Source organism: Nocardiopsis xinjiangensis YIM 90004 (genome assembly GCF_000341145.1).
GTDB lineage: Bacteria > Actinomycetota > Actinomycetes > Streptosporangiales > Streptosporangiaceae > Nocardiopsis > Nocardiopsis xinjiangensis.
The window spans coordinates 12,231-36,676 of record NZ_ANBE01000024.1 but is presented as its reverse complement, the minus strand read 5'-3'; the positions used below and the strand labels follow the sequence as shown (position 1 = coordinate 36,676).

Here is a 24,446-nt window from a genome sequence, read left to right as displayed (position 1 = left end):
ATCGTGACCGAGCCGAGGTGGACATGACAGTGTCTGGATCGACGCCCGCAATGACCGGGTCCCCGGAAAGGGACGCAGAACCCTCCGCGCTCCACCGACGCCTGTGGTTCCTCGAACGCCTCGCTCCCGACGCCCGGCCGTACGCCTCTTATCGGGCGCTGCGATTGCGCGGAGCGCTCGACTCCCGGGCGCTGGCGGCGGCCCTGGACGGGGCCGTCCTGGGAAGGCTGGGAGCGGGGGTCCGCTACGTCGACGAGGGCGGCCGTCCGGTGCGGGCCGAGCATGCCGGGTCCTCCGGTCTTGTGCATGTACCGACGGCCGCCGGCACGGGGCCTGAGGGATGCGTCGCGGCCCTGGTCGAGGCGCTCACACCGCCTTTGCGTACCTGTGCTCTCGCCGCCGCCTTGACCACCCTCGACGACGGGGACCACGTCCTGGTCGTGGCAGTCCACCAGAGCGCCGGGGACGAAGCCGCAGTGTCGCGGATCCTGTCGCTGATCGCCGCGCTGTACTCCGGCAGGCAGGCCCCCGATCCGGGGGGCGATCGCGTCTCCGAGGCCGATGGACGGGCCCCGTCCGCCCCCTCCTCGGAGTGGCACGAGCGCCTCGCGCGAACGCCTGCCCTGGAGATGCCCCTCCAGAGCAGACGTCCTCCGGCCTGGCGGCCTGAGGGCAGTGCCCTGCCGATCGCGGTTCCGGACGGGTTCGCGTCCGCTTTTCCTGGAGACCGCCTGGCTCCCGCCCTGGCCGGGGTGGTCCACACCGTGCTCTCTCGGCACAGTGGGCGCTGGGACGGGGTCCTCGGTCTCAGAACCGACGGGATCACGGTTCCGCTCGTGCTCGATCTGCCCAGGAGGCTCACGTTCCGCGAGGCTCTCGGGCGAGTGGAGGAGGAAGCAGAGCAAGCCCGCGGCGCCGACGCCGAGCAGCTCGCGGCGCAGGCCTCGGGGACGACGGATCTCTCTCGCGGGCCCCTGTTCGACGTCCTGGTCGAGGTGGCCGACGAGTCGACCGCCGACTTCGCCGGGCTGGAGGCCGCGGCCCTCCACGTCGCCGACCGGGCCCTGCGCTACGACGCGGTGGTCCGACTGCTGCGCGCCCCCGACGGCGGGGTGCGCGCGGAACTGGAGTATGCCTCCTTCGTCGGCGACGCCCTCGCCGAACGCCTGGCCGAGCGGGTGACGACGCTGCTCGCTCATGCGGTTCGCAACCCCGTCACCCCCATCGGGCACATGTCGGTCCTGCCTGAGAGGGAACGGCAGGAGGTCCTCGCACCGCCCCGCGGGCCCCGGGAGCAGATCCCGGACTCGACGCTGGTCGAGCTGGTCGCCGTCCAGGCGGCCCGCACCCCCGATGCGGCGGCCGTACGCCACGGGAACTCTCGGCTCACCTACGCCGGGCTTCTTGCGCGCGCTCGCCAGATCGCCGCCGGCCTGTGGGAGAACGGTGTCGGCACCGGGGACCGGGTCGGCGTGGCCCTACTGCCCGGGGCCGACCTGGTAGCCACGCTCCTGGGCACTCATCTGGCGGGCGCGGCCTACGTGCCGCTGGACCCCGACCACCCGGCCGAGCGCCTCGGACTCATCCTGGAGGACGCCTCGGTACGGGTCGTGGTCACCACCTCCGCGCTGCGCGAGCACGTCGCGGCAGCGGAAGCCGTGTACGTGGAGGACCTGTGCTTGGAGCAGGGGAGGGAGCTTCCGGAGGAGGTCGCCCCGGCGCCGGACCCGGACGCCCCGGCCTACGTCATCCACACCTCGGGCTCGACCGGTCGGCCCAAGGGGGTGGTCGTCGGCCACCGGTCGTTGACCGCCTTCCTGTGGTCCATGAGTGAGCGCCCCGGACTGGACCCGGGCGCCCTCCTGCCGGCCGTGACCACGGTCTCCTTCGACATCGCTGCGCTGGAGCTCTTCCTGCCGCTGATCACCGGCGGCTGCGTCCTGATGGCGGAGCGAGAGGAAGCCCGCGATCCCGAACGGCTCGCGGCCCTGCTCACTCGGCACGGGGTCCGGACCATGCAGGCGACGCCGACGACGTGGCGCCTCCTGCTGGACTCGGGCTGGCGGGCCCCCGAGGGATTCACCGCGCTGTGCGGGGGGGAGAAGATGCCCGCCGGACTCGCCCGAGGCATGGGCGAGCAAGGGGTGTGCCTGTGGGACCTGTACGGTCCGACCGAGACCACGATCTGGTCGTCCACAGCCGTCGTCGAGAACGGCCGTGTGCGCGACTTCGCCCCAGTCGCACACACCACGCTGTACGTCCTGGACGAGGCGATGGAACCGGTCCCCCCGGACTCGGCCGGTGAGCTCTACATCGGCGGCGCTGGCCTGGCCCACGGCTACCTGGGGCGGGCGGCGCTGACCTCCGAACGGTTCGTGCCCGATCCCTACGGACCGGTGCCGGGGGGGCGCCTCTACCGCACCGGCGACATCGCCCGCCGCAGCCCCGCCGGGGCCGTTGAGATCCTGGGCCGGGCCGACGACCAGCTCAAGATCCGCGGCCATCGGATCGAACCGGGCGAGATCGAGTACGCCCTCGCTGCGCACGAGGGTGTGGCCCAAGCGGTCGTGCGCGCGCTTGCGAGCAGGGGAGGGGACCTACGCATCGTGGCGTTCGTGCGCCCTTCGGCCCCCGGGCGGGTGCCGGACGAGGACGAGCTCAGGGCCCACTGCGCCCGCTTGCTCCCGGCGCCCATGGTCCCGTCCCGCTACACCGCTGTGGAGTCCTTCCCCACCACGCACAACGGCAAGATCGACCGTTCGGCACTGACGGAAGAGCCGAATGTGGCCACCGCGCCCGCACGGCAACCGGGGACACCGGAGGAGCGGACGGTCGCCGCCGTGCTGGCCGAGCTCCTGGAGCGCCCGGACATCGGTGCCCACGACGACTTCTTCGCCCTCGGTGGGCACTCCCTCCTGGCCACGCAGGCGGTCGGCCGCCTGCGCGAGGAGTTCGACGCCGAACTCCCGCTGGCCCTGTTCTTCGAGACCCCGACCGTGGCCGGTCTGGCCGCCCACCTGGCCGCCGCGACGGGCACGACCGTCCCGGTCCCGGTGGTCGACCGTTCGGCCCCCGTCGCGCTGTCCCCGGCCCAACGGCGGCTGTGGTTCCTGCACCAGCTCGACCCCGAAGGCTCGAGTTATCACGAAGCTTTTGCGGTCCGCCTGCCCGGGCCGCTGGACCCCGGCCGTCTCGACGCCGCGGTGAACCTGGTATCCGTACGTCACGAGGCCCTGCGGACCCGCTACGTCGAGGGCGAGGGGGGTGAACCGGCCCAGACCGTGGTGCCGCACGAACCCGTGCGCCTGGGCGGCCCCTCCGGCCTCTTGGAGAAGGTCCTGGAGAGTGAGTACGCCGAACCCTTCGACCTCGACGGGGGGCCGTTGTCCCGGATTCGGCTGGTGACCACCGCCGAGGGTGACCACGCGGTCCTGTTCGTTCTGCACCATGGGATCACCGACGACGGGTCCACGGCCGTGCTCGCGGAGGAGCTGACCGCGGCCTACGAGGGTCGCGAGCTCGACGGCACACCCCCGGGACACCTCGACTTCTGTTCCGCGCAGGACGCACGCGCCGCGGGCCCGCGCAGTGAGGACAGCAGGGCGTACTGGCGCGAACAGCTCGCCCGGGCCGTGCCCGCCGAGCTCCCGACCGACCGCCCGCGCGGGCCCCGGGTGGGCGGCCCCGCCGGTCTGGTGCACTTCGACGTGCCCGCTGTGTTGGTGGACCGTCTCGACACGGTGCGAGAGAAGCAGGGTGCTACCCCCTTCGACGTGTTTGCGGCCGGACTACTGGCCGCGTTGTACGAGGCCTCCAGCCAGGAGGACCTCACCGTCGGGGTTCCCGTCTCCGAGCGTGACCGCGAGGAGTACCGGCGCGTGGTCGGGCTGTTGGTGGAGACCGTCGCACTCAGGGTCCGCATCGGACCACTCATGCCCTTCGCCGGCCTGCTCCGCGAGGTCCACGACACGGCCGTGGCCGCGCGATCGAAGTCCGATGTCCCCTTCGACGCCGTCGTCCATGAGGCCGCACCGGAACGGGACATCTCGCGCAACCCGCTCTTCGGGATCATGCTGACGGTCCACGACCGGCGGCCCGAGGGCGTTCTGGTCCCCGATCAGAGCGGCGCCGCCAAGTTCGACCTGAGTGTGCACCTGACCGCACGAGCCGACGGCGGTTTCGACGGCGAGATCGTCTACGCCGAGGACCTCTACGACCACACCACCCTGGAGCGGCTGACCTCCGACTACGTGCGCCTCCTGCGCACCGCGGCCGGGGCACCGCACACACCGGTCGGTTCCCTGGCCGCTGCCGGTTCCACGGAGCCCACGGGGCTTTGGGACGCCGGGTCTGAGGCCGAGAGGGACGCCGTGCCGGTCCACGAGGCGGTGGCCGCACACGCTGTTGTCCCCGGGATCCCGGCGGTCGTGGAGGACGGCGCCGTCACGGACTTCTCCGACCTGGAGCGCGGAGCGAACCGGCTCGCGCACAGGCTGCGCGAGCTGGGCGTGCGCCGCGGCGATCTGGTCGTGGTACACCTTCTGCGGAGCACGGGCCTGGTCACGGCGATGCTTGCGATCTTGAAGGCGGGTGCGGCCTACGTGCCCCTGGACCCCGACCACCCCGGGCGGCTCACGCCGGCTTTGGAGGACTCGGGTGCGCGTGTGGCCGTCGCCACGGCCGGGACCGGAGACGAGCTCCCCCCGGGAGTGCACCTGCTGGACCCCGACGACCCCGGGGAGCGGCGGCGGTGTCTGGAACTGCCCGCCGTCCCGCCCGAGGTCGCCCTGGGCCCGGATGACTTGGCCTATGCCGTCTACACCTCTGGTTCCACGGGTCGGCCCAAGGCCGCCATGGTCACCCACGGAGGCCTGGCCAACTACGTCCGGTGGTCGGTCGGCACGATCGTCGACGAGCGGGGCAGTCTGCTGCACACCTCTTTGGCCTTCGACCTCGCCCTGACCTCGCTCTGGCCGCCCCTGGCCGCGGGGACGCCGGTCCGGTTGGCCGATCCTCGCGACGCCGGGGCCGACCCCCTGGTGCGGGAATTGGAGCAGGGGAGTGGCCACCCGCTGGACTTCATCAAGCTCACTCCCACCCACCTGAACCTGCTGAGCGACACCGTCGCTCCCGACACCCTCGCCTCCTCCACAGCTTGTCTGATCGTGGGCGGTGAGGAGCTTCGGGGCGAGCACGTGGCCGTGTGGTCCGATCGCGCGCCCGAGGTCCGCGTGGTCAACAGCTACGGCCCGAGTGAGACAGCGGTGGCCTGCTGCGTCCACGAGGTACGCGCGGGAGAGGCCGCACCGGGTCCGGTACCGATCGGGCGGCCCCTGCCGGGGACGGCCGTCCGGCTCTTGGACGACGCCCTGAACCGTGTACCCGTTGGGGCCGTCGGGGAGATCTGTGTCGGCGGGCACGGCGTCGGCCGGGGCTACCTCGGAGACCCGGCGCTAACCGCTGAGCGATTCGTCCCCGACCCCTACGGGGCGCCGGGCAGCCGGCTCTACCGCACCGGTGACCTGGCCCGCCGACGCACGGACGGCTCCCTCGTCTTCGTCGGACGCCGTGACCACCAAGTCAAGATCCGCGGCTACCGGGCCGAACCCGCCGAGACCGAAGCCGCGCTGAGGGCTCACCCCGGGGTGCGGACGGCTGTCGTGGCCGTGGACCGAATCGACTCCGCCACCCCGTGCTTGGTCGCGCACGTCGTGCCCGAGACCCCGCGGGTCTCCCTGACCGAGATCAGGGCCGACATCGCCCGCACGCTCCCGCCGCACCTGGTCCCCACGTCGTGGGGGACCCTGGACGCGTTGCCCCTGCTGGGCAACGGCAAGGTAGACCGCAGGTCGCTGCCGGAGCTGAGCTCCGACACGGCGGTTCCTGAGAAGTGGGAGGCACCCGCCACCCCGGCGGAACGGCTCATCGCAGAGGTCTGGTCCCAAGTTCTGGGGGCCGAACGGATCGGCCGCCATGACCGCTTCTTCGACCTCGGGGGCCAGTCCCTGCTGGCCACCCGGGTGGCCGCGCACCTGCGTGAACGGATGCCTTCACCGGTGTCGGTCCGGGACATCTTCACCGCCCAGACCGTCGCCGAGCTCGCCGATCTGCTCGCGCGGCGGGTCCGTGAACGCGTGGCGGAACTGTTCGGCGGCCCGGGTGACGGGGACGACATCTCCGAAGAGCCCTCCGACACCGTTGGCGCACCCGAGTTCGCGGCGCCTGCTCCGGACACCAGGGAGCGGCTGGTCGCCGAGACCGACCGATCCGGGCCGTTGCTGCTGTCGCGAGCCCAGGAAGCGCTGTGGTTCCTGGACCAGCTCGCTCCCGGAGGCGTCGAGTATCTGGTCGTGAATGCCCTGCGCCTGAGGGGCCCCCTGGACGCCGAGGCGCTCGGGAGAGCCCTGGAAGAGGTCGCTGCTCGACACGAGATCCTGCGCACGCGCTATGTCGCGGACGTGGACGGGAGCCCTCACCAGGTCGTCGACCCCGTACGGCCGGTCCGTCTGACCCCCGAGAACCGCGACCCCGCCGAGGTCCTGGCCGAAGAGACGCGCACCCCCATCGACCTGGAGGCGGGCCCGGTCTGGCGCGTGCGCCTGGCGCGCGAAGGTGACGAGCACGTCCTGGTCCTGACGATCCACCACATCGCCACCGACGGTTGGTCCACCGGTGTTCTGGCCGACGACCTGGCCGCCTTGTACGCGGGGCGCACCCTCGAGCCGCTCGGCGTGCAGTACGCCGACATCGCCGCCGCCGAGCACGGCCACTTGTCCGGGGAGGTTCTGGAAGGGCGCCTGGAGCACTGGCGCGACCGGCTGGCTGGACTGGAGCCGACGGAACTGCCGACCGACCGACCGCGCTCCTCGCAGCCGGATTTCGAGGGCGCGACGGTGTCCTTCGAGATCCCCGCCGACCTGGACCGGGAACTGACCATGCTAGGGCGATCACGGAGCGCAACGCCCTTCATGGTCTTCCTCGCGGGTTTCCTGGCTCTGCTGAATCGCTACAGCGGCCGCGACGACCTTTCGGTGGGTGTGCCTTTCTCCGGCCGCGAGCACCCCCGGACCGAGGAGCTCATCGGCCTGTTCGCCAATACGCTCGTGCTGCGCGTGGACGTGGAGGACACTCCGGTCTTCACCGACCTGGTGGCGCGGGTCCGGGACGTGGCTGTGGAGGCCCAGCAGTACGGGGACCTGCCGTTCGAACAGTTGGTGCGCGATCTCGCCCCCCGCCGTGACCTGTCCCGCAATCCCCTCTTCCAACTCATGTTCGCCTACCGGGAGGAGAACGAGGAGCGTTTCCATCTCGACGACCTCCAGGTCGAACCCGAACCTGTACCCTGGCGCACCTCCAAGTTCGACCTCACACTCGAACTGACCCGCCGTCCCGACGGGGGGCTGGACGGGCAGATCGAGTACGCCCGCGCCCTCTTCGACACGGCCACTGTGGAGCGTCTCGCCGAACACTTCCTGTGCTTGCTCGGCTCGGCCGCGCACGACCCGCGCACCCGGATCGGCCACCTGTCGCTGCTGAGCGGGAGCGAGCGGGCCACCCTGGACGACCACACACGCGGCGAGCACCGGCCGCGCGCCCGTACCTTCCTGCCCGACCTGGTCACCGAGTGGGCGGCCCGCTCCCCCGACGCGGCAGCGGTCGTCGCCGACGGCACCACGCTCACCTACCGCGCGTTGGATCGGCGGGCCGACAAGATCGCCCGCCTGCTGCGGGAGGAAGGCGCCGACACCGACGTCCCGGTCGGAGTGTGCCTGCCCCCCGGGAGCGAACGGGTGGCGGTCTCGCTCGGTGTCATGCGGGCCGGAGCCGCCCTGCTCCCGCTGGACCCGGAGCACCCGAAGGCCCGCCGGGATTGGCTCCTGGCCGATGCCGGGTGCCGGCTGCTGATCACCGATTCCGGGGAGTGGTCCGGCGCCCGCCGCGAGACGTGCGAGGGTGTCGCGGTCCTCGACCTCGTGCATGAGCACCGGCGTATCGAGCTCCTGCCCGAGGGCGCCCCGCAGGTGGTCTCCTCCCCCGACGCTCTGGCCTACGTCATGTACACCTCGGGCTCCACGGGTCGTCCCAAGGGGGTCGCCGTACCGCACCGGGGCATCGCCAACCGGGTCCTGTGGGCGGTGGAACGCTTTGGCCTGGGCCCCGGCGACCGGCTCGTCCACAAGACGGTGGCCACCTTCGACGCTTCCGTCTGGGAATGGCTCGCCCCCTTGGTCAGCGGGGGGACGGTCGTGGTGCCGCCGAACGGGGCCGAACGGGACCCCGCCGCGCTTGTGGCGACCATAGCCGCGTACGGGGTCACGGTGCTCCAGGGCGTGCCCTCCTTCCTGCTCACGGTGGCGGACACCCCGGGCCTGGAGGACTGCACGGACCTGCGGCTGATCTTTTCCGCGGGTGAGCCGCTGACCGGAGCGCTCGTCTCCCGGCTGACTTGCCGCACAGGTGCGGAGGTGATCAACACCTACGGGCCCACCGAGAGCTCCATCGACGTCACCTACTGGCCGCACACCCGGCAGACCCCAGCCGACGGTGTGGCTCCGATCGGCTTGCCGCTGCCCAACACGCGCGCGGTGGTCCGGGACGTCGCCGGTGGCCTGGCCCCGGTCGGCGTGCCGGGAGAACTCCACATCGCGGGGGAGGGGCTCGCCCGCGGCTACGTGGGTGAGCCGGCCCTGACCGCCGCGAGTTTCGTCCCCGACCCCTACGGCCCGCCCGGTTCGCGCGCCTACCGTACGGGCGACCTGGCCCGGTGCCGCACCGACGGGACCTTGGAGTTCCTCGGCCGCAAGGACGGCCAGGTCAAGATCCGCGGGGTCCGCGTCGAACCCGCCGGGGTGGAGGCGGTTCTGACCCGCTACCCCGGTGCGTGCGCCGCAGCAGTGGTGGCTTCTCCGGGCCCCGACGGGCTCGACCGGCTGGTCGCCCATGTCGTGCCCAAGGACGCCACCACCGAGGCGAACGATCTGCGCAGCTTCCTCGCGGCGGAGCTGCCCGACTCCCACGTGCCCTCGATCTTCGTCTTCCTGGCCAGGCTCCCCCTGACCACCAGCGGCAAGATCGACCGGGCTGCGCTCCCGGCCCCGGACACGGCCCCGAGCGGGTACACCTTCACCTCGGCCGACGACCCGACGTCCGTCCTGGTCGCCCGGGTGCTGTCGGAGGTCCTGGGCGTTGGCGGCGTGGGCCCCGACGACGACTTCTTCGAGTTGGGAGGCCACTCGCTGCTGGCGATCCGGGCGGTGAACCGGATCCGTACCGAGACGGGTATCGACCTGCCGGTGCGTGCCGTGTTCGAGGCCAGGACAGCTGAGGGGCTGGCCGGGCGCGTGCGCTCGGCCTCGCCCGAGACCGACGGCGCGATCACCCGCATGGACGAGGCCGTCCGCCATTCCCCTCAGCCGCTCTCGTCGGCCCAACGGCGCCTGTGGCTCCTGCACGAGCTCGAACCGGACGAGACCCGCTACAACGTCACCTGCGCTCTCAGGGTGCGCGGCACACTGGACACCGAAGCCTTGACGGGCGCGCTGAAGGACTTGTGCCTTCGCCATGCGATCCTGCGAACCCGGTACGTGGTCGAGGAGGGCGTGCCCTACCAGGTGGAGCACCCCGATGCTGCTCTGGAGCTCGTGCTGGGCCGGCGGCCGGAGCTGCGCGGCGATGCCGAAGGGATCCAGGCAGCGGTGACCGGCCTGGCCAAGACCGCCTTCGACCTGTCCATCGGCCCCCCGGTCGCGGCCCACCTGCTTGCCCTCGCTCCGGACGAGCACGTCTTCGTCCTGGTGATTCACCACATCGCCACCGATGGGTGGTCCGAGAACCTGCTCATGGAGGACCTCGGAAGCTTCTATGACGCCAGGGCATCGGGCAGGGCCGCTACGGCCGGGACCGAGCTCCAGTACGTGGACTTCGCTGTCCGGGAACGCGAACGCCTCGCCGGCGATGCCGCGCGCAAGGCGTTGGAGAACACCGTGGAGAGCCTGGTCGGAGCCCCGGCGCTGAACCTTACCGCGGATGGTCCCCGGGTTCCCGTGCGCGACGGGGCCGGCAGCCTCGTCACCGCACACGTGCCGGCCGACGTCGCCGGCCCGTTGGTGGAACTGGGCCGTACCGGCGGCGCCACCCCGCACATGGTTTTCCTGGGCGTGTTCTGCGCGATGCTGACTCGCTACACCAGGGAGACCGATCTGGTGGTCGGCACCCCCTCGGCCGGCCGCGGCCTGCCCGAGCTCGACGCGGTGGCCGGCTGCTTCGTCAACACCGTGGTCACCCGGGTGGACAGCACCGGTGATCCCACGCTGCCCCAGCTCATCGACCGAGTCCGGGACACGGTGCTGAGCGGCCTGGGCCAGGAGGTGCCGTTCGACGAGGTGGTGGAGGCCCTGGCGCCCGAGCGCCGGGGCGACCGCTCACCCTTGGTCGACGTGGTCTTCGAGCTCCGCGACTCCGCGCTGGGTCGGCCGAGGTTCGGCGGACTCGACGCCGAACCGATCGAACCTGCGCGCACGACGGCCAAGTTCGACCTCACGTTCAGCATGATCGCCGAGGAGGACGGCGGTTACTCCCTGGAGGCGGAGTACGCCACGGGTGTGTACTCAGAGCAGGCCGTACGCCGGATGACCGAACACTTCGTCTCCTTGGCGCGATCCGCCGCGGAACGTCCCGGAAAGCGACTCAGCGCCCTGGAGATGCTCACCGGCGAGGAACTGCAGGACCTCGTGGCCCTGTCGCGTGTCTCCGCCCTGCTCTCCGACGGGGCCGGTCCGGCTTCGGAGGCCACCACCCGGTGGCCCGAGCAGGGCTCGGCCCTGCACGAGGCCGTGGCCCAGCACGCCGCGCGGACCCCTGATGCGCCCGCGATCCTCAGCGAGGACGGCGACCTCACCTTTCGGCAACTGCATGAGAGGGCCCTGCACCTGGCGGGCAGGTTCAGGGCGGCCGGGGTCGGCCCTGAGGATCGGATCGCCGTCCTGCTCGACCGTTCGTCCGCTGCAGTGGTCTCCGTGCTGGCCGCCTTCCACTCGGGAGGTGTCTACGTCCCCCTGGGAACCGCACAGCCCCCCGAACGCCTCGCGGCCGTGTTCGAGGATCTGGCACCGGCACTCGTGGTCACCGACGCCTCCTATCGGGAACGGGTCGTAGACCCCGGCGCCCCTGTGCTGGTCGTGGACGAGGAGGGGCCCTCGGCCCCGCCCGGGGAACTGCCCGCCACGGTCCCCGACGGCCTCGCGTACATGATCTACACCTCAGGTTCGACAGGTCGGCCCAAAGCGGTCATGGTCACCCACCGGTCCTACACGCACCACATGGAAGCCATCCGATCCACGTACCACTCGAGCCCCGGAGACCGGGGCGTGCTCCTGGCCGCGCTCACCTTCGACCTCGCTATGGAACAGATCGGGCTGCCGCTCTTCGGCGGGGGGGCGATCGTGGTGGCCGACGCCGCTTTCTGGTCTCCTGAGGGCCTGCCCGACCGGTTGGAGGCCGTCGGCGCGGCGCACCACCTGCTCACCCCCTCCCACTACCGGGAGGTGATGCAGAGCGCGGGCGACCTGAGCGAGCGCCTCGTCCGGTTGCGGTCTCTGCACATCGGTGCTGATGTGGTTACCTACGCCGACGCCGAGAACTGGTTCGCTTCTGGAGCCCCGGGTCGTTTCGTCTGCGTCTACGGGCCCACCGAGGCCACGGTCGTGGCATTGGCGCACCCCGTGAACCGAGAGGAGGCGCGGACAGCCGACCCGAGCACCTCTGTGCCGATCGGCCGTCCGATCCCCGGAAGCACGGCCTATGTGCTCGACCCCGCGTTGAACCTGGTACCCGTCGGTGTTCCGGGGGAGCTCCACATCGGCGGCACTCGCGTGACCCGCGGCTACCTCGGCCGTCCGGGCCTGACTGCCGAACGCTACGTGCCCGACCCGTTCGACGGCGGGGGCGGACGGCTGTACGCGACCGGTGACCGGGCCTTGATCAGGGGCGACGGCACGGTCGAGTTCCTCGGCAGGCTCGACAGCCAGGTCAAGGTCCGGGGCTTTCGCGTCGAGGTCGGGGAGGTGGAGGCCGCCCTGAACTCGCACGGCGAGGTACGCGAGTCGGCCGTGCGCGCCTGGCCCACCGAGACCGCCGAGCACCGGCTCGTCGGCTACGTGGTCGCCCACGAGAGCCGCATGCCCTCCGTCGACGAACTGCGAAAGCACCTCGCGGAGCGGCTGCCCGACCACATGGTGCCGAGCGCCTTCATGCTGCTCGACGCGCTACCCCTGACCACCAGCCGGAAACTGGACCGGCCGGCCCTGCCGCACCCGACTCCCGAGGACTTCGAGCCCCAGAAGGCGGATGAGTTCAGGACTGAGGTGGAGGAGGCCGTGGCCGAGTGCTGGTCGGAGCTCTTGGGCGTGCCTTACGTCGGGCTGGACGAGGACTTCTTCGCCCTCGGCGGCCACTCCCTGACGGCCACACGCCTGCTGACGCTCCTCAAGGGCCTCTTCGCCCTGGACATCCCCCTGCGCCTCCTCTTCGACGAGAACACCGTGCGCGGCCAGGCCGCGGCGCTGGAACGGATCGCCGAAGCCCAGGCCGACCCCCCCGACGCCCATCTCACGTGTGGAGGACATGGTGACTGACCAGAGGAAGCCCGGATCCAGTGCGGGGGCGCAACTCCTGCGCGATCGCCTGCGACGGCGTCCCCCCGGCTCCGACAGGGGCGGGACGGTGCTGCCCAGGGTCTCCCGCAGCGGTCCGCTCGCCCTGTCTTTCGGTCAGCGGCGCCTATGGGTGCTGGATCGGTTGCGTCCGGGCGGGGCGGATTTCCTCGTACCGATCGTGCTGCGCCTGCGGGGGGACCTGGAGGGTCTGGGCATCGGCCGCGCACTGACCGAACTCGTGCGTCGGCACGAGATCTTCCGTACCCGCTACACCACGGACGACGGGGAGCCGGTGGCAGTCATCGACCCCCCGGCCGTGGTCAAGCTCCCCTGCGACGACCTGTCCGGGGACGACCCGCAGGCCCTTGACGCCCTCTTGCAGGAGGACGCCTCCCACCCGTTCGATCTGTCAGCCTCCCCCGTCCTGCGAGCGAGGCTGATCCGGCTGGCCCCGGACGAGCACGTGCTCTCGATCGTCGTGCACCACATCGCGATGGACGGGTGGTCCAGCTCCCTGCTCGTACGTGAGCTGGCTGCGCTGTGCGAGGGCCGCGAACCGGCCGAACCGCAGGTGCAGTACGCGGACTTCGCGGCCTGGCAGCGGGACCGGGCCGATCGGGCCCAGTACGACCTCGAACACTGGACGGAGCGGTTGCGTGACCTGCCGGCGCTCGACCTGCTCACCGACCACCCGAGACCGGCCGTGTGGCGTCCCGAGGGGGAGACCCTCTTTTTCCGGATCCCGGCCGACCTGGCCCGTTCGCTGGCGGACTTGGCCAACGAGCATCGGGCCACCCCTTACATGGTCTACCTAGCGGCGTTCCTCACCCTCCTGGCCAGGCACACCGGCCAGACCGACCTGGCGGTGGGAACCCCGATCGCGGGCAGGGCCCACTCCGGGGTCCAGGATCTCATCGGTCTCTTCATCAACCTCCTTGTCATCCGGGCCGACCTGTCGGGCTCGCCGTCCTTCGGCGAGTTCCTCGACCGTGTGCGCTCGGTGGCCCTGGAGGCCTACGAGCATCAGGAGGTCCCGTTCGAGCGTGTCGTGGACGCGCTCGACACGGGTCGGGATCTGTCCACGCATCCCCTGGTCGGGGTCAACTTCACCTTCCAGAACAACGAGCCCGCCCGATTCGAAGCTGGTGGGGTTACCGGTGAGCCCATCACCCTCTCCGCCCAGCAGGCCAAGTTCGACCTGTCCTGGACCCTGGAGGAGCAGCCGGACGGCACGGTCACGGGGGAAGCGACCTTCCCGCATTCCCTCTTCGGCCCTTCCACTGTCCGGACGTTCACCGACCAGTACGTGCATCTGCTCGGCGCCGTCGCCGCCGACCCCGGCACGGCGGTGGGCGAACTTCCGCTCATGGACGAGGAGCAGGACGGACGCTTGACCTCTGGGCCGGTCCGCTCCGCACCCACTGGGCCGTGCCTGCACGAGCGCTTCGCCGAACAGGCCCGGTTGCGCCCCGAGGCCGTGGCCGTGACCTACGAGGGCGTTCACCTGACCTATGGCGAGCTGGACACGCGTGCCAACCGGTTCGCCCACCGGCTCCGCGAGCTCGGGGCCGGGCGCGAGGACCTCGTGGGCATCTGCCTGCCCCGGGGACCGGAACTGACGGTCGCCCTGCTGGGGGTCCTCAAGGCGGGCGCGGCCTACCTCCCGCTCGACCCCGACCACCCGGCCGAGCGGTTCGGCTACCTTCTCGACGACGCCGGGTCCCGGATCGTGGTCACCAACGGGGAGCTGAGCGACCGGATTGCCGAGGTGGCCGGATCACTCGACCACACCGTGGTCCTGGACGAGCCCGAGGAGGCCGACCGGCTGGCCGGGATGCCCGGCGAAGCGCCGCGGGTGGGAGCCCACCCGGACGATCTGGCCTACACCATCTACACCTCGGGCTCCACCGGGCGTCCCAAAGGTGTTCAGGTGCCCCACTCCAACGTGGTCCGGCTATTGACCGCGACGGAACCGGAATACGGTTTCGGCCCCGGAGACACGTGGTTGATGGCCCATTCGTTCGCCTTCGACGTCTCCGTGTGGGAGATCTGGGGCGCGCTCTGCTACGGCGGGCGGCTCGTGGTCGTGTCCACCGAGACCACGCGCTCGCCCTGGGACCTGGCCGAGATCCTCGCCGCCGAGGGTGTCACCGTTCTCAACCAGACACCGACGGCCTTCCGGTCGCTGGTGGAGCTGGCCGAACGGGACGAGCTCACCCCCGAGCGCTTCCGGCTCCGGCTCGTGGTCTTCGGGGGGGAGGCGCTCGACCTGGCCTCCATCGAACCGTGGTGGGACCTGTTCGAAGGTACCTCCCCCCAACTGGTCAACATGTACGGGATCACCGAGACCACCGTGCACACCACCTACCGACCCGTAGGGCCGGCGGACCTGGGCGGCGACCGCAGTCCTGTCGGGTCGTCGATCGGCGACCTGTCGGTGTACATCCTCGACGAACACCTGCGGCCCGCTCCTGTGGGCGTGCCCGGGGAGATCCACGTGTCCGGACCGGGGGTGGCCCGCGGCTACCTGGGCCGACCGGCCCTGACCGCTGAACGGTTCGTCCCCGACCCTTATGGTCCGCCCGGGGCGCGCATGTACCGTTCCGGGGACAAGGCGCGCGTCCTGGCCGACGGCGACACCGGATTCCTGGGCCGTTACGACGACCAGGTGAAGATCCGCGGGTTCCGGATCGAACCGGGGGAGATCGAGTCCCGTCTGACCGATCACCCGGACGTGCGCTCCGCCACCGTGCTCGTTGACCGGGGCGAGGACGGCACGTCCCGCCTGGTCGCCTACGTGGTCCCCGAGGCGGGCAAGGGCGTGAGCGCGCCGAGCCTGCGCTCGTACCTGTCGGCCTCGCTGCCCCCCTACATGGTCCCCGCGTTCTTCGTGCCCTTGGAAGGGTTGCCGCTGACCGTCAACGGCAAGCTGGACCGGCGGGCGTTGCCCTCTCCGGAGTACTCGCGGCAGAGCACCGAGGCGTTCGAGCCGCCGAGCACCGACCAAGAGACGGAGATGGCGCGGATCTGGTCCCGGACCCTCGGGGTGGACCAGGTCGGCATGGAGGACAACTTCTTCTCGTTGGGCGGCGACTCCATCATCGCGGTGCGCCTGGTCGGCCGGATACGCGAGGCCGGATTCTCCTACTCGGTCCAGGACCTGTTCCGCTACCAGAGCATCGCCGAGCTCCTCGGCGTGGCCGAGAGCAGCAGCGGAGGGGAGAGCGCGGGAGTGGAGCCCTTTTCCCTCATCTCTGCCGAGGACCGGCAGGCTCTGCCCGAGACTGTCGTGGACGCTTACCCGCTGACGCAGACGCAGGCGGGCATGGTGTACGAACTGCTTGCACACCCGGGGCGCAATAACTACCACAATGTCACCAGTTACCTCATCCGTGACGACGAGGGGTTCGACGGCGAGGCACTGGCTGCGGCCGCCGACGCGGTGGTGGCGGCCCATGAGGCTCTGCGCACCTCGTTCGACCTGTCGCGTTCGGAACCGCTCCAGCTCGTGCACTCCCGTGCGAGCGTCGGGACGGGCCACGCGGACCTGCGCGGACTGGACGAGCAGGCCGCGCACAAGGCCATGGAGGCGTTCCGGGACGAGGAACGCGCGCGCGTCTTCGACCTGGCCACGGCCCCCCTCATCCGCATCCACTCACACCGGACCAGCGACGACCGGTGGTACCTGTCCCTGACCGAGTGCCACGCCATCCTGGACGGGTGGAGCCACAACTCGCTGGTCTCCGAACTCCTGGCTGTCTACCGCGCGGTGCGTGACGGCGGGCGGCCCATGTTGCAGGAAGGGGCCTCCGAGGTCCGTTTCGCGGACTTCGTGGCCGAGGAGCGCAGGACGCTGGAGGACCCCGCCGCGCTCCGATTCTGGTCCGAGCGCCTGGGCGGTGCCGAGCGCTTGACCTTGCCCGAGGCGTGGTCCGACCCCGAGGGCCCGGAAGACTACATCGTGCGGGTCTCCTTCCGCGACTTGGAGGCGGGCCTGAGGGACCTGGCCGCGCGGACGGGCGCCTCGCTCAAGAGCGTCCTGCTCGCCGCGCACGTGGCCGTGTGGAGCACGGTGGCGAACGGGCCCTTCCACTCCGGTCTGGTCTGCAACGGCCGCCCGGAGTTCGAGGGCGGGGACCGGATCCGTGGCATGTTCCTCAACACGGTGCCCTTCGTCTCCTCGGCCGGGGCCGGGACCTGGCGGGAGCTGGTTGGCGCGGTCTTCACCGAGGAGGTCGAGCTATGGCCGCACCGGCGATTCCCCATGCCCGAACTCCAGCGTCGGTTCGCCGGCGGAGGGCGTCTCATGGACGTGGCCTTCAACTACCTGGACTTCCACGTCCTGGACCGAACCCTGGTCGACACCGGAGAGAGCACGGACGTCAGCCTCAACGAGTTCCCCCTGTGCGCGGTTCCTCAGGGCGGCGACCTCCTCCTGGTCGGTAAGTCCCGGTGGGTGGGCCGCGACCGCGCCGAGATGCTGACCCGCATGTATCGGCGTGCCTTGGAACTCATGGTCGGGGACCCGGATGGCGACGTGCGCGCAGACCTGCTCCCCGAGCAGGAACGGCGCTCGGTCCTGCTCGGGAGGGACACCGCGCCCGTGCCCCCGCTGGAGCAGGGGCTCCACGAGCGGGTGGCCGAGCTGGCCGGGAGCACACCGGACGCCGTGGCCATGGAAGCAGTGGCCGGGGAGGCGGTCAGGGAACGCCTGACCTACCGTGAGTTGTGGGAACGGGCCGAGGACTACGCTGCCGCCCTGCGTGCTCTGGGAGTGGGTCCGGGTGACCGGGTCGGGACGTGTTTGCCCCGGACCGCCGACCTCGTGGCCGCCGTCCTGGGCACCCTGGCCGTGGGCGCCGCCTACGTCCCCCTGGACGAGCACCACCCCGTCGAGCGCGTCGCGGGGATCCTGGCCGGGTGCGGTGCGCGGGCGGTCGTCGCCGACGCCGCGACCGCCGCACTGCTCTCGGAAGACGCCTGTGCCGTTCTGGTCCCCGAGGAGGTAGGCCGACACGGAGCGGACGGAGAGGCCCCGTCCGGCCCGTACGCCCCGTTGCTGGGCGAAGCAGCCTACATCGTCCACACCTCCGGATCGACCGGCCGCCCCAAAGGCGTGGTGGTCTCCCACGGTGCCCTGGCCGACCGAGTCCGCAGTATGCGCGCCGACATGGACACCGGCCCCGGGGACGCCGTCGTCAGCGTTGTGCCGACCACCACCGACGTGTGGCAGTTGGACGTGTTCTGCGCGCTGCTGTGCGGGGCCCGGCTGGTCCTGGCCGACGCCGACGCCGGCCGCGACCCGGTCTCCACCGCCGCGCTGCTGCGCTCGTCCGGCGCGACCCTCATGCAGGCCTCGCCCACGACGTGGCGGATGCTGACCGAGGCCGGGTGGATCCCGCCCGAGGGCTTCGACGTCGTCTCGGGGGGCGAGGCCATCAACCCCGACCTCGCACACGGCATGGTGCGGAGCGGGGCCCGGGTATGGGACATGTACGGCCCTTCGGAGGCCACCGTCTTCTGCTTCGGCACCCGCTTCGGGGCCGAGACGGGTGACGACACGTGGGTGCTCGCACCCAATACGACCGCTTACGTCCTCGACGAGGAACTGCGGCCCGTGCCCTGGGGGGTGGCGGGGCAGATCGTCATCGGTGGCGCGAGCCTGGCCACCGGCTACGCGGGCGAGCCGGGCATGACGGCCGGGTCCTTCCTGCCCGACCCCTATGCCCCCGAATCCGGCAGCCGGATGTATGTCACCGGCGACCTGGGCGTACGCGAACGGGATGGTCGGCTACGCGTCCTGGGGCGCATTGACGACCAGGTGAAGATCCAGGGTTTCCGAGTCGAACCCGGAGAGGTCGAAGGGGTGCTGGCCGCGCACGAGGATGTGCGTTCCGTGGTGGTACACCCGTTCACCGACACTCTCGAACAGCGGCGGCTGGCGGCGTACGTGCTCTTCGACGGCGAGCCGGCCCCCGATGGACTGCTGCGGTATTCCGAGGAGCGCCTTCCCGTCCACATGGTCCCCACGAGCTTCGTCCCGGTGGAGGCCTTCCCGCGCTTGCCCAACGGTAAGATCGACCGCCGCTCCCTGCCGGTGCCCGGTGAAGAGGCCATGGACACGGCCAGAGCCTACGACCCGCCTCGCGAGGGCACCGAGCAACTCATCGCCGACGTCTGGTCCGAGGTCCTGGGGACCGAACGGGTCGGCCGCGATGACGATTTCTTCGCGCTCGGCGGACACTCCCTGATCGTGCTGCGCATCACCGCGTGGCTCGAACGCGAGCATGATCTCCAGCTCACCCCCCGCGACCTGTTGGAGTATCGGACGGTGGCCGAGCTCGCCCGTGTCGCCGACGGCGGGACCGAGCAACGGCGCTCGACGCTCATATGGCTCGGCGAGCAGGGGGAGCAGACCCCGCTGTTCTGTCTGCACCCCGGTGGCGGGAGTGCTCACTGGTACCGGAGCCTGGCGGAGGAGTACACGGGCCGCCGGCCGCTGGGGGCCTTCGAGTGGCCCGGCCTGTACAGCCACTCCGAGGGCACTACCGACCTGGCCGAGGTGGCCCGGCTCTACCTGAACGATCTGCGCGAGGCCCGTCCCGAGGGGCCGTACAACATCCTCGGCTGGTGCGGTTCGAGCGGTATTGCTTGGGAGATCGCCCGGCACCTGCGTGCCGAGGGCGAGCACTGCAGGCTGGTCCTCATCGACCCGATCGAGTACCCCTCTACCCGGTTCAATCCCCTGGAAGGACAGGCCGGGCGCCTGCGGCGGGCCGAACACCTCCTACGGTCCCTGCACGGTGAGGTCGAGGCCGAGGAAGGTACGGACCCGCGCGCCGAGCTCACGGAGTTGTTGCGCGGCATGGTCGACGACGGCGAGCACCCGGTCGGTCCCGGGGACCTCGACTTCGACGGCTCGTGGAGGCACCGGCTCCGCTCCTGGAGGGAGATCGTCGAGGCCCGGTTGCGCTACCGGTTCCCCGAGTACGAGGGCTCCGTGGACATCATCGTGTGCGAGGAGCTGGCCGAAGGCGAGTACGAGGCCATCGTCGGCCGCTCCTTCGAGGACTACCTCGACCACTGGCGAGGTCTGGCGCGGGGCGGGGTCCGGCACCGTCGTACCCCCGGTGACCATCAGACAGCGCTCCTCCCGCCCCATGTGGCTGCCCTGGCCACGACTCTCTCCGAGATCTTCGACAAGGAGTAATGAATGGCGAACCCTGGACGACACGTCCTGACCCTGCGGGACCTGTCCGACGACGACGTCCGGACGATCGTCGGCCGCGGTGCGGAGTTCGCGTCCGACCTGCGTGCGGCGGAGTCCCGCTTGGCCGGACGGGTCGTCGGCGTGTACTTCCGCAAGACCTCGACCCGCACCCGCACCTCCTTCAGTGCCGGGGCCATGCGGCTGGGCGCTCAGGTGGTGTCCTACGGGCCCGACGACCTGCAGACCAATACCGGGGAGACCACGCAGGACACGGCCCGCGTGCTCGGGGGCATGGTGGACGGGCTGGTCATGCGCACCGCCGGTCTGCGCGAGGAGATGGATGTCTTCTCCCGCCACTGCGGGGCTGTCGTCAACGCGATGAGCGCCGACGAACACCCCACACAGGCCCTGGCCGACCTGACCACCCTGACCGTCGAACTCGGCCGGGTTGAGGGCGTGCGCTTGCTCTACGTCGGCGAGGGCAACAACACGGCCGCCGCCCTGGCCCTGGCCCTGTCCCGGTTCCCCGGCACCGCACTGGAGCTGCGCACACCACCCGGATACGGCCTGGACCCGGGGATCCTCGCCGAGGCGCGGGAGACGGCCGCTCGCACCGGGGCCTCGGTTGCCGAGCGCCACGACATGGCCGACCTGCCTGAGCAGGTGGACGCCGTCTACACCACACGCTGGCAGACCACAGGCACGGACAAGCCGGACCCGGACTGGCGCACCGCCTTCGCCCCCTTCCGCGTGGACCGTGCGGTCATGCGCCGCTGTCCCGGAGCCGGTTTCATGCACGATCTCCCGGCGCATCGGGGCGAAGAGGTGACGGCCGAGGTCCTGGACGGACCGGACAGTATCGCCTTCGCCCAGGCCCAGCACAAGCTGCACAGCGCCATGGCCGTCCTGGAGTGGTGCCTGGGCCGATGACGCGACTTGCCCCCCCACACACGGAAAGGCCCGACGCTCCATGAAGATCCTTGTCACCGGAGGCGCCGGCTTCATCGGCTCCCACTTCGTCCGTTCCCTGAGGGGCGAGCACGTCACCGTGCTGGACCGCCTCACCTACGCCGCCGACCGGGCGAATCTGGCCGGCGTCGAGCACGACTTCGTACACGGGGACGTGTGCGATGCCCAACTGTTGGCCGAGGTCGTGCCCGGACACGACCTGGTGGTCCACTTCGCCGCCGAGTCCCATGTGGACCGTTCCATCGAGGGCTCCGCGGAGTTCGTCCACAGCAACGTCCTCGGCACCCAAACCCTCATGCAGGCGTGTCTGGACGCTGGGGTGCCCAAGGTCGTCCACGTCTCCACGGACGAGGTGTACGGCACCATCGACTCCGGTTCGTGGGACGAAGAGTCGCCCTTGCGCCCCCGTTCTCCGTACGCCGCCTCCAAGGCAGGCAGCGACATGATCGCCCTCGCCTACTGGATCACGTACGGGCTCCCGGTCTCCGTCACGCGCTGCGGCAACAACTTCGGTCCCTACCAGTTCACCGAGAAGCTGATCCCGCGCTTCGTCACCAACCTCCTCCAGGGCAAGAGCGTGCCCCTCTACGGTGACGGGGGCAACGTCCGGGACTGGGTCCACGTCGAGGACCACTGTCGGGGCATCCACACGGTGTGCGGCAGCGGGGCTCCCGGCGAGGTGTACAACATCGCCGGGGTGGAGGAACTGAGCAACGTGGATCTGACGGGCCGGATCCTGGGGGCCGTCGGAGTCGGCTGGGACCGGGTCACCCGAGTGCCGGACCGTCCCGGGCACGACCGGCGCTACTCGCTCGACGACTCCAAGCTGCGCGCTCTGGGGTACGAACCGCAGCACTCTTTCGACGACGCGCTCACGGCGACCGTCCGCTGGTACGTCGACCATCCCTCGTGGTGGAAACACAAGGTCGAGGCCTAGTAGTACTTTGTCAACCCGTGTCTGGTCGGTGCTGCTGTGCGAGCGGCTGATGGCAGGTGACACACACGCCGGTCCAGCACAGCAGCACCGCCTGGAGCTCTTGCGAGACCTGGTACGGGTTCAGAACGGCGTCAGGTGTTCTAGGCCGAGCCTTCGCGGGGGCAGAAACGCCTGAGCAGCGGCGACCAGAGTGACGTGGTGGTGCCAGCCCCGCCAGGTGCGCCCCTCGTAGTGGTCCGACCCGAGCCCGTGCTTGAGCTCGCGGTAGTCGTGCTCGATACGCCAGCGGATCTTGGCCAGGCGCACCACGTGCCGCCGACACCATCGCCGCCATCGAGGTCGCCGCTTCAGTCATCCAGCAGACCGGCCTCGTGGACGAGGATCGCGATCTGGACGCGGTTGTTGAAGCCCAGTGCGGCCAAGAGGCGGGAGGTGTGCGTCTTGACCGTGGACACGCTGAAGTGGAGCCGCTGGGCGATCTCGGCGTTCGACAGCCCCCTGGCCACGGCGAGCGCGACCTCCCGCTCGCGCTCGCTGAGCCCGGCCAGCCGGTCGAGCGCCTCTGTCCGGCGCCGGTCCTCCCCGGTTTCGGTGACGCGCGTGATCAGGCGCCGTGTCACCTCCGGAGACAGGACCGGCAGGCCGCGGGCGGCGTGCCGGACCGCGGTGATGATCTCCTCGGGAGGGGTGTCCTTGAGCAGGAACCCCGCAGCCCCCGCCCGCAGCGCGCCCAGGACGTAGTGGTCGGCGTCGAACGTGGTGAGCACGATGACCTGAGGCGGGTCGGTCCGGGCCCGCAGAGCCCGGGTCGCGGACAGTCCGTCGAGCCGGCGCATCCGAATGTCCATGAGCACGATGTCGGGCTCGTGCAGATCGATCTGGTCGATGACTTCGCTGCCGTCGTCGGCCTCCGCCACCATCCGCAGGTCCGGTGCGCCGCCGAGCATGATGCGCAGCCCGGAACGCACGAGGGGGTCGTCGTCCACGATGAGGACCCGGATCGTCTCCGGAACGGTGCTGTTCATGGCGACCACGGCAGCCGTGCGCCCACGCGCCAGCCCCCCTCGTCCGTCGGACCGTGCTCCAGGTGGCCGCGCAGCAGCGACACACGCTCGGAGAGGCCCAGGAGGCCCTGATTCGAGCTCCGGGACGCCTCGCCGTCTGTTGTGGGAGCAGGAGGTGTGTTGGTCACGTCGACGCTCAGTCCTTCCTCGGGTGAACCGGACACGGCCACACGCACCTCGGCGCCGGGCGCGTGCTTGCGTGCGTTGGTCAATGCTTCCTGGGTGATCCGGTAGGCGGCGCGTGCCACCCGGTCCGGCGGGGCCTGCGGGGTGTCGATCTCCAGGGACACCGACATCCCGGCCCGGCGGGTCTCCTCGATCAGGACGGGCAGGTCCTCCAGCGTGGGCTGGGGCAGCTCGCTGACCGGGGCACGCAGGACCCCGATGACCTCGCGCAGGTCCTGGAGGGCCTGGTGGGTGCCTTCGCGGAGCACCGTCGTGGCGCTGACCAGGTCCTCGCGGGGCATGTCCGGCCGGTAGGACAGCGCACCGGCGTGCAGGCTGAGCAGGGACAGACGGTGGCCCAGGACGTCGTGGATCTCGCGGGCCATCTCGTCCCTGGCCTGGCGCTTGGCCAGTTCGGCGCTACGGCGCGTCTCGGCCTCGGCCTGCTCGGCGCGCTCGCGCAGCGAGACCACGAGCTGTCGGCGGTGCTGCAGGTACAGGCCCCAGCCGACGGTGGCGGCCAGCAGGATCGCGTTCTGGAAGACGGTCTCGGCCACGGAGTAGCCGAGGCGTAGCTCCGGGCGCAGGAGGGCGTGGGCGAAAGAGGCGACGACACCGGAGCAGAGCAGGGCCAGGCAGACCTGGGGCGTGCGGCGCGTGCCAACGGTGAACATCGCCACCAGCATGGCGCCGACGACCATCTCCAGGTAGACCGAGAGCCCGATGAGGACCAGCGCCAGGCCGAGCGGCCATCGGCGGCGGAACCACAGCGCGATGCAGGCCAGCAGTCCGACGGCCTGGTCGAGGTTGAACAGCCAGACGGGGATGGTGCCGGCGGTGTGGGGGTCCTCCACCCGGAGCCCGGAGATCAGCACACCGTACGCGGCGGCAGCCATGAACAGCCCTGTATCGATGGCCCAGTCCCTGGGAGCGCGACGGGGCGGGTCCGTGCTGCCGGTGTGCTTCATCGCGTTCAAACTACCCGGGACGGTCTCCTCTGACCATCGGCTGTCGGGCGGAGCGGAACGAAAGTCGTGAGGGCGTCCGGGGTTCCCGTACTTTCGTGCCACCCCGGTCGCTCCCGGGACGACCATGGGCTGGTGGTCCGGCACCCACGAGCGATCCGCCGAAGCGGCGCCATCGATAGCGTCGAGCCATGATCAAATTCATTCAGACAGTAGCTTTCGTGGTCGCGGTCATGGGTGTCAGTGGAGCCATCGACCACTTGCTCGTCCAACCTTTTCTGAGCCAGGTCCTGAATTTCTTCAACCGTGTCGTGATCCCCGGAATCCCCTTCCTGGAGGGTTACGAACTCTACGCGAACCTGTTCATCGCTGTCCTGGCGGTGACGATCCTGATCGTGTCCGACCGACTCGACCCGAACCGGTCCGACAAGTAGGGCGTACGGACCTCCCGGGCGATGTTCGGGATCAGAGATATCACCACAG

7 protein-coding genes and 1 pseudogene are annotated in these 24,446 nt (G+C 70.7%); 5 read left to right on the top strand and 3 right to left on the bottom strand.

The window, feature by feature from the left end:
* Positions 1–23 precede the first annotated feature (23 nt).
* Genes D473_RS0112090 through rfbB form a run of 4 tightly spaced genes read left to right on the top strand, consistent with a single transcriptional unit; the run spans position 24 to position 21,769 of the window.
* Positions 24–12,632 carry a non-ribosomal peptide synthetase gene (locus tag D473_RS0112090; RefSeq protein ID WP_152436821.1) on the top strand — a complete coding sequence of 4,203 codons (12,609 nt, stop codon included), beginning with the start codon at positions 24–26 and terminating at the stop codon, positions 12,630–12,632.
* Positions 12,622–19,863 carry a non-ribosomal peptide synthetase gene (locus D473_RS0112085; RefSeq protein WP_026126873.1) on the top strand — a complete coding sequence of 2,414 codons (7,242 nt, stop codon included), beginning with the start codon at positions 12,622–12,624 and terminating at the stop codon, positions 19,861–19,863. Before D473_RS0112090 ends, D473_RS0112085 begins: the two co-directional genes overlap by 11 nt.
* Before the next feature lie 3 nt (positions 19,864–19,866).
* Positions 19,867–20,793 (top strand): ornithine carbamoyltransferase, encoded by a 927-nt coding sequence (locus D473_RS0112080; protein ID WP_017609329.1) that lies wholly within the window; start codon positions 19,867–19,869, stop codon positions 20,791–20,793.
* Positions 20,794–20,833: 40 nt separating this feature from the next.
* Entirely contained in the window at positions 20,834–21,769 is a 936-nt protein-coding gene (rfbB, locus tag D473_RS0112075; RefSeq protein WP_017609328.1) for a dTDP-glucose 4,6-dehydratase, read from the top strand.
* Between the two features lie 120 nt (positions 21,770–21,889).
* Here rfbB and D473_RS0112070 read toward each other — a convergent pair.
* The 3 genes and pseudogenes from D473_RS0112070 to D473_RS0112060 form a co-directional block, all read right to left on the bottom strand.
* Positions 21,890–22,078, bottom strand: a pseudogene (locus tag D473_RS0112070) (transposase); the annotation flags it as partial.
* Between the two features lie 38 nt (positions 22,079–22,116).
* Positions 22,117–22,794: a response regulator gene (locus D473_RS0112065; RefSeq protein WP_033353278.1), complete on the bottom strand. Its 678-nt coding sequence runs from the start codon at positions 22,792–22,794 to the stop codon at positions 22,117–22,119.
* Entirely contained in the window at positions 22,791–23,966 is a 1,176-nt protein-coding gene (locus tag D473_RS0112060) for a sensor histidine kinase (protein ID WP_017609325.1), read from the bottom strand. Before D473_RS0112060 ends, D473_RS0112065 begins: the two co-directional genes overlap by 4 nt.
* A 188-nt stretch (positions 23,967–24,154) precedes the next feature.
* Here D473_RS0112060 and D473_RS0112055 point away from each other — a divergent pair, with 188 nt between their 5' ends.
* A complete protein-coding gene (locus D473_RS0112055; protein ID WP_241474772.1) occupies positions 24,155–24,397 on the top strand; it encodes a hypothetical protein in 243 nt (80 codons plus the stop codon).
* Positions 24,398–24,446: the final 49 nt, after the last annotated feature.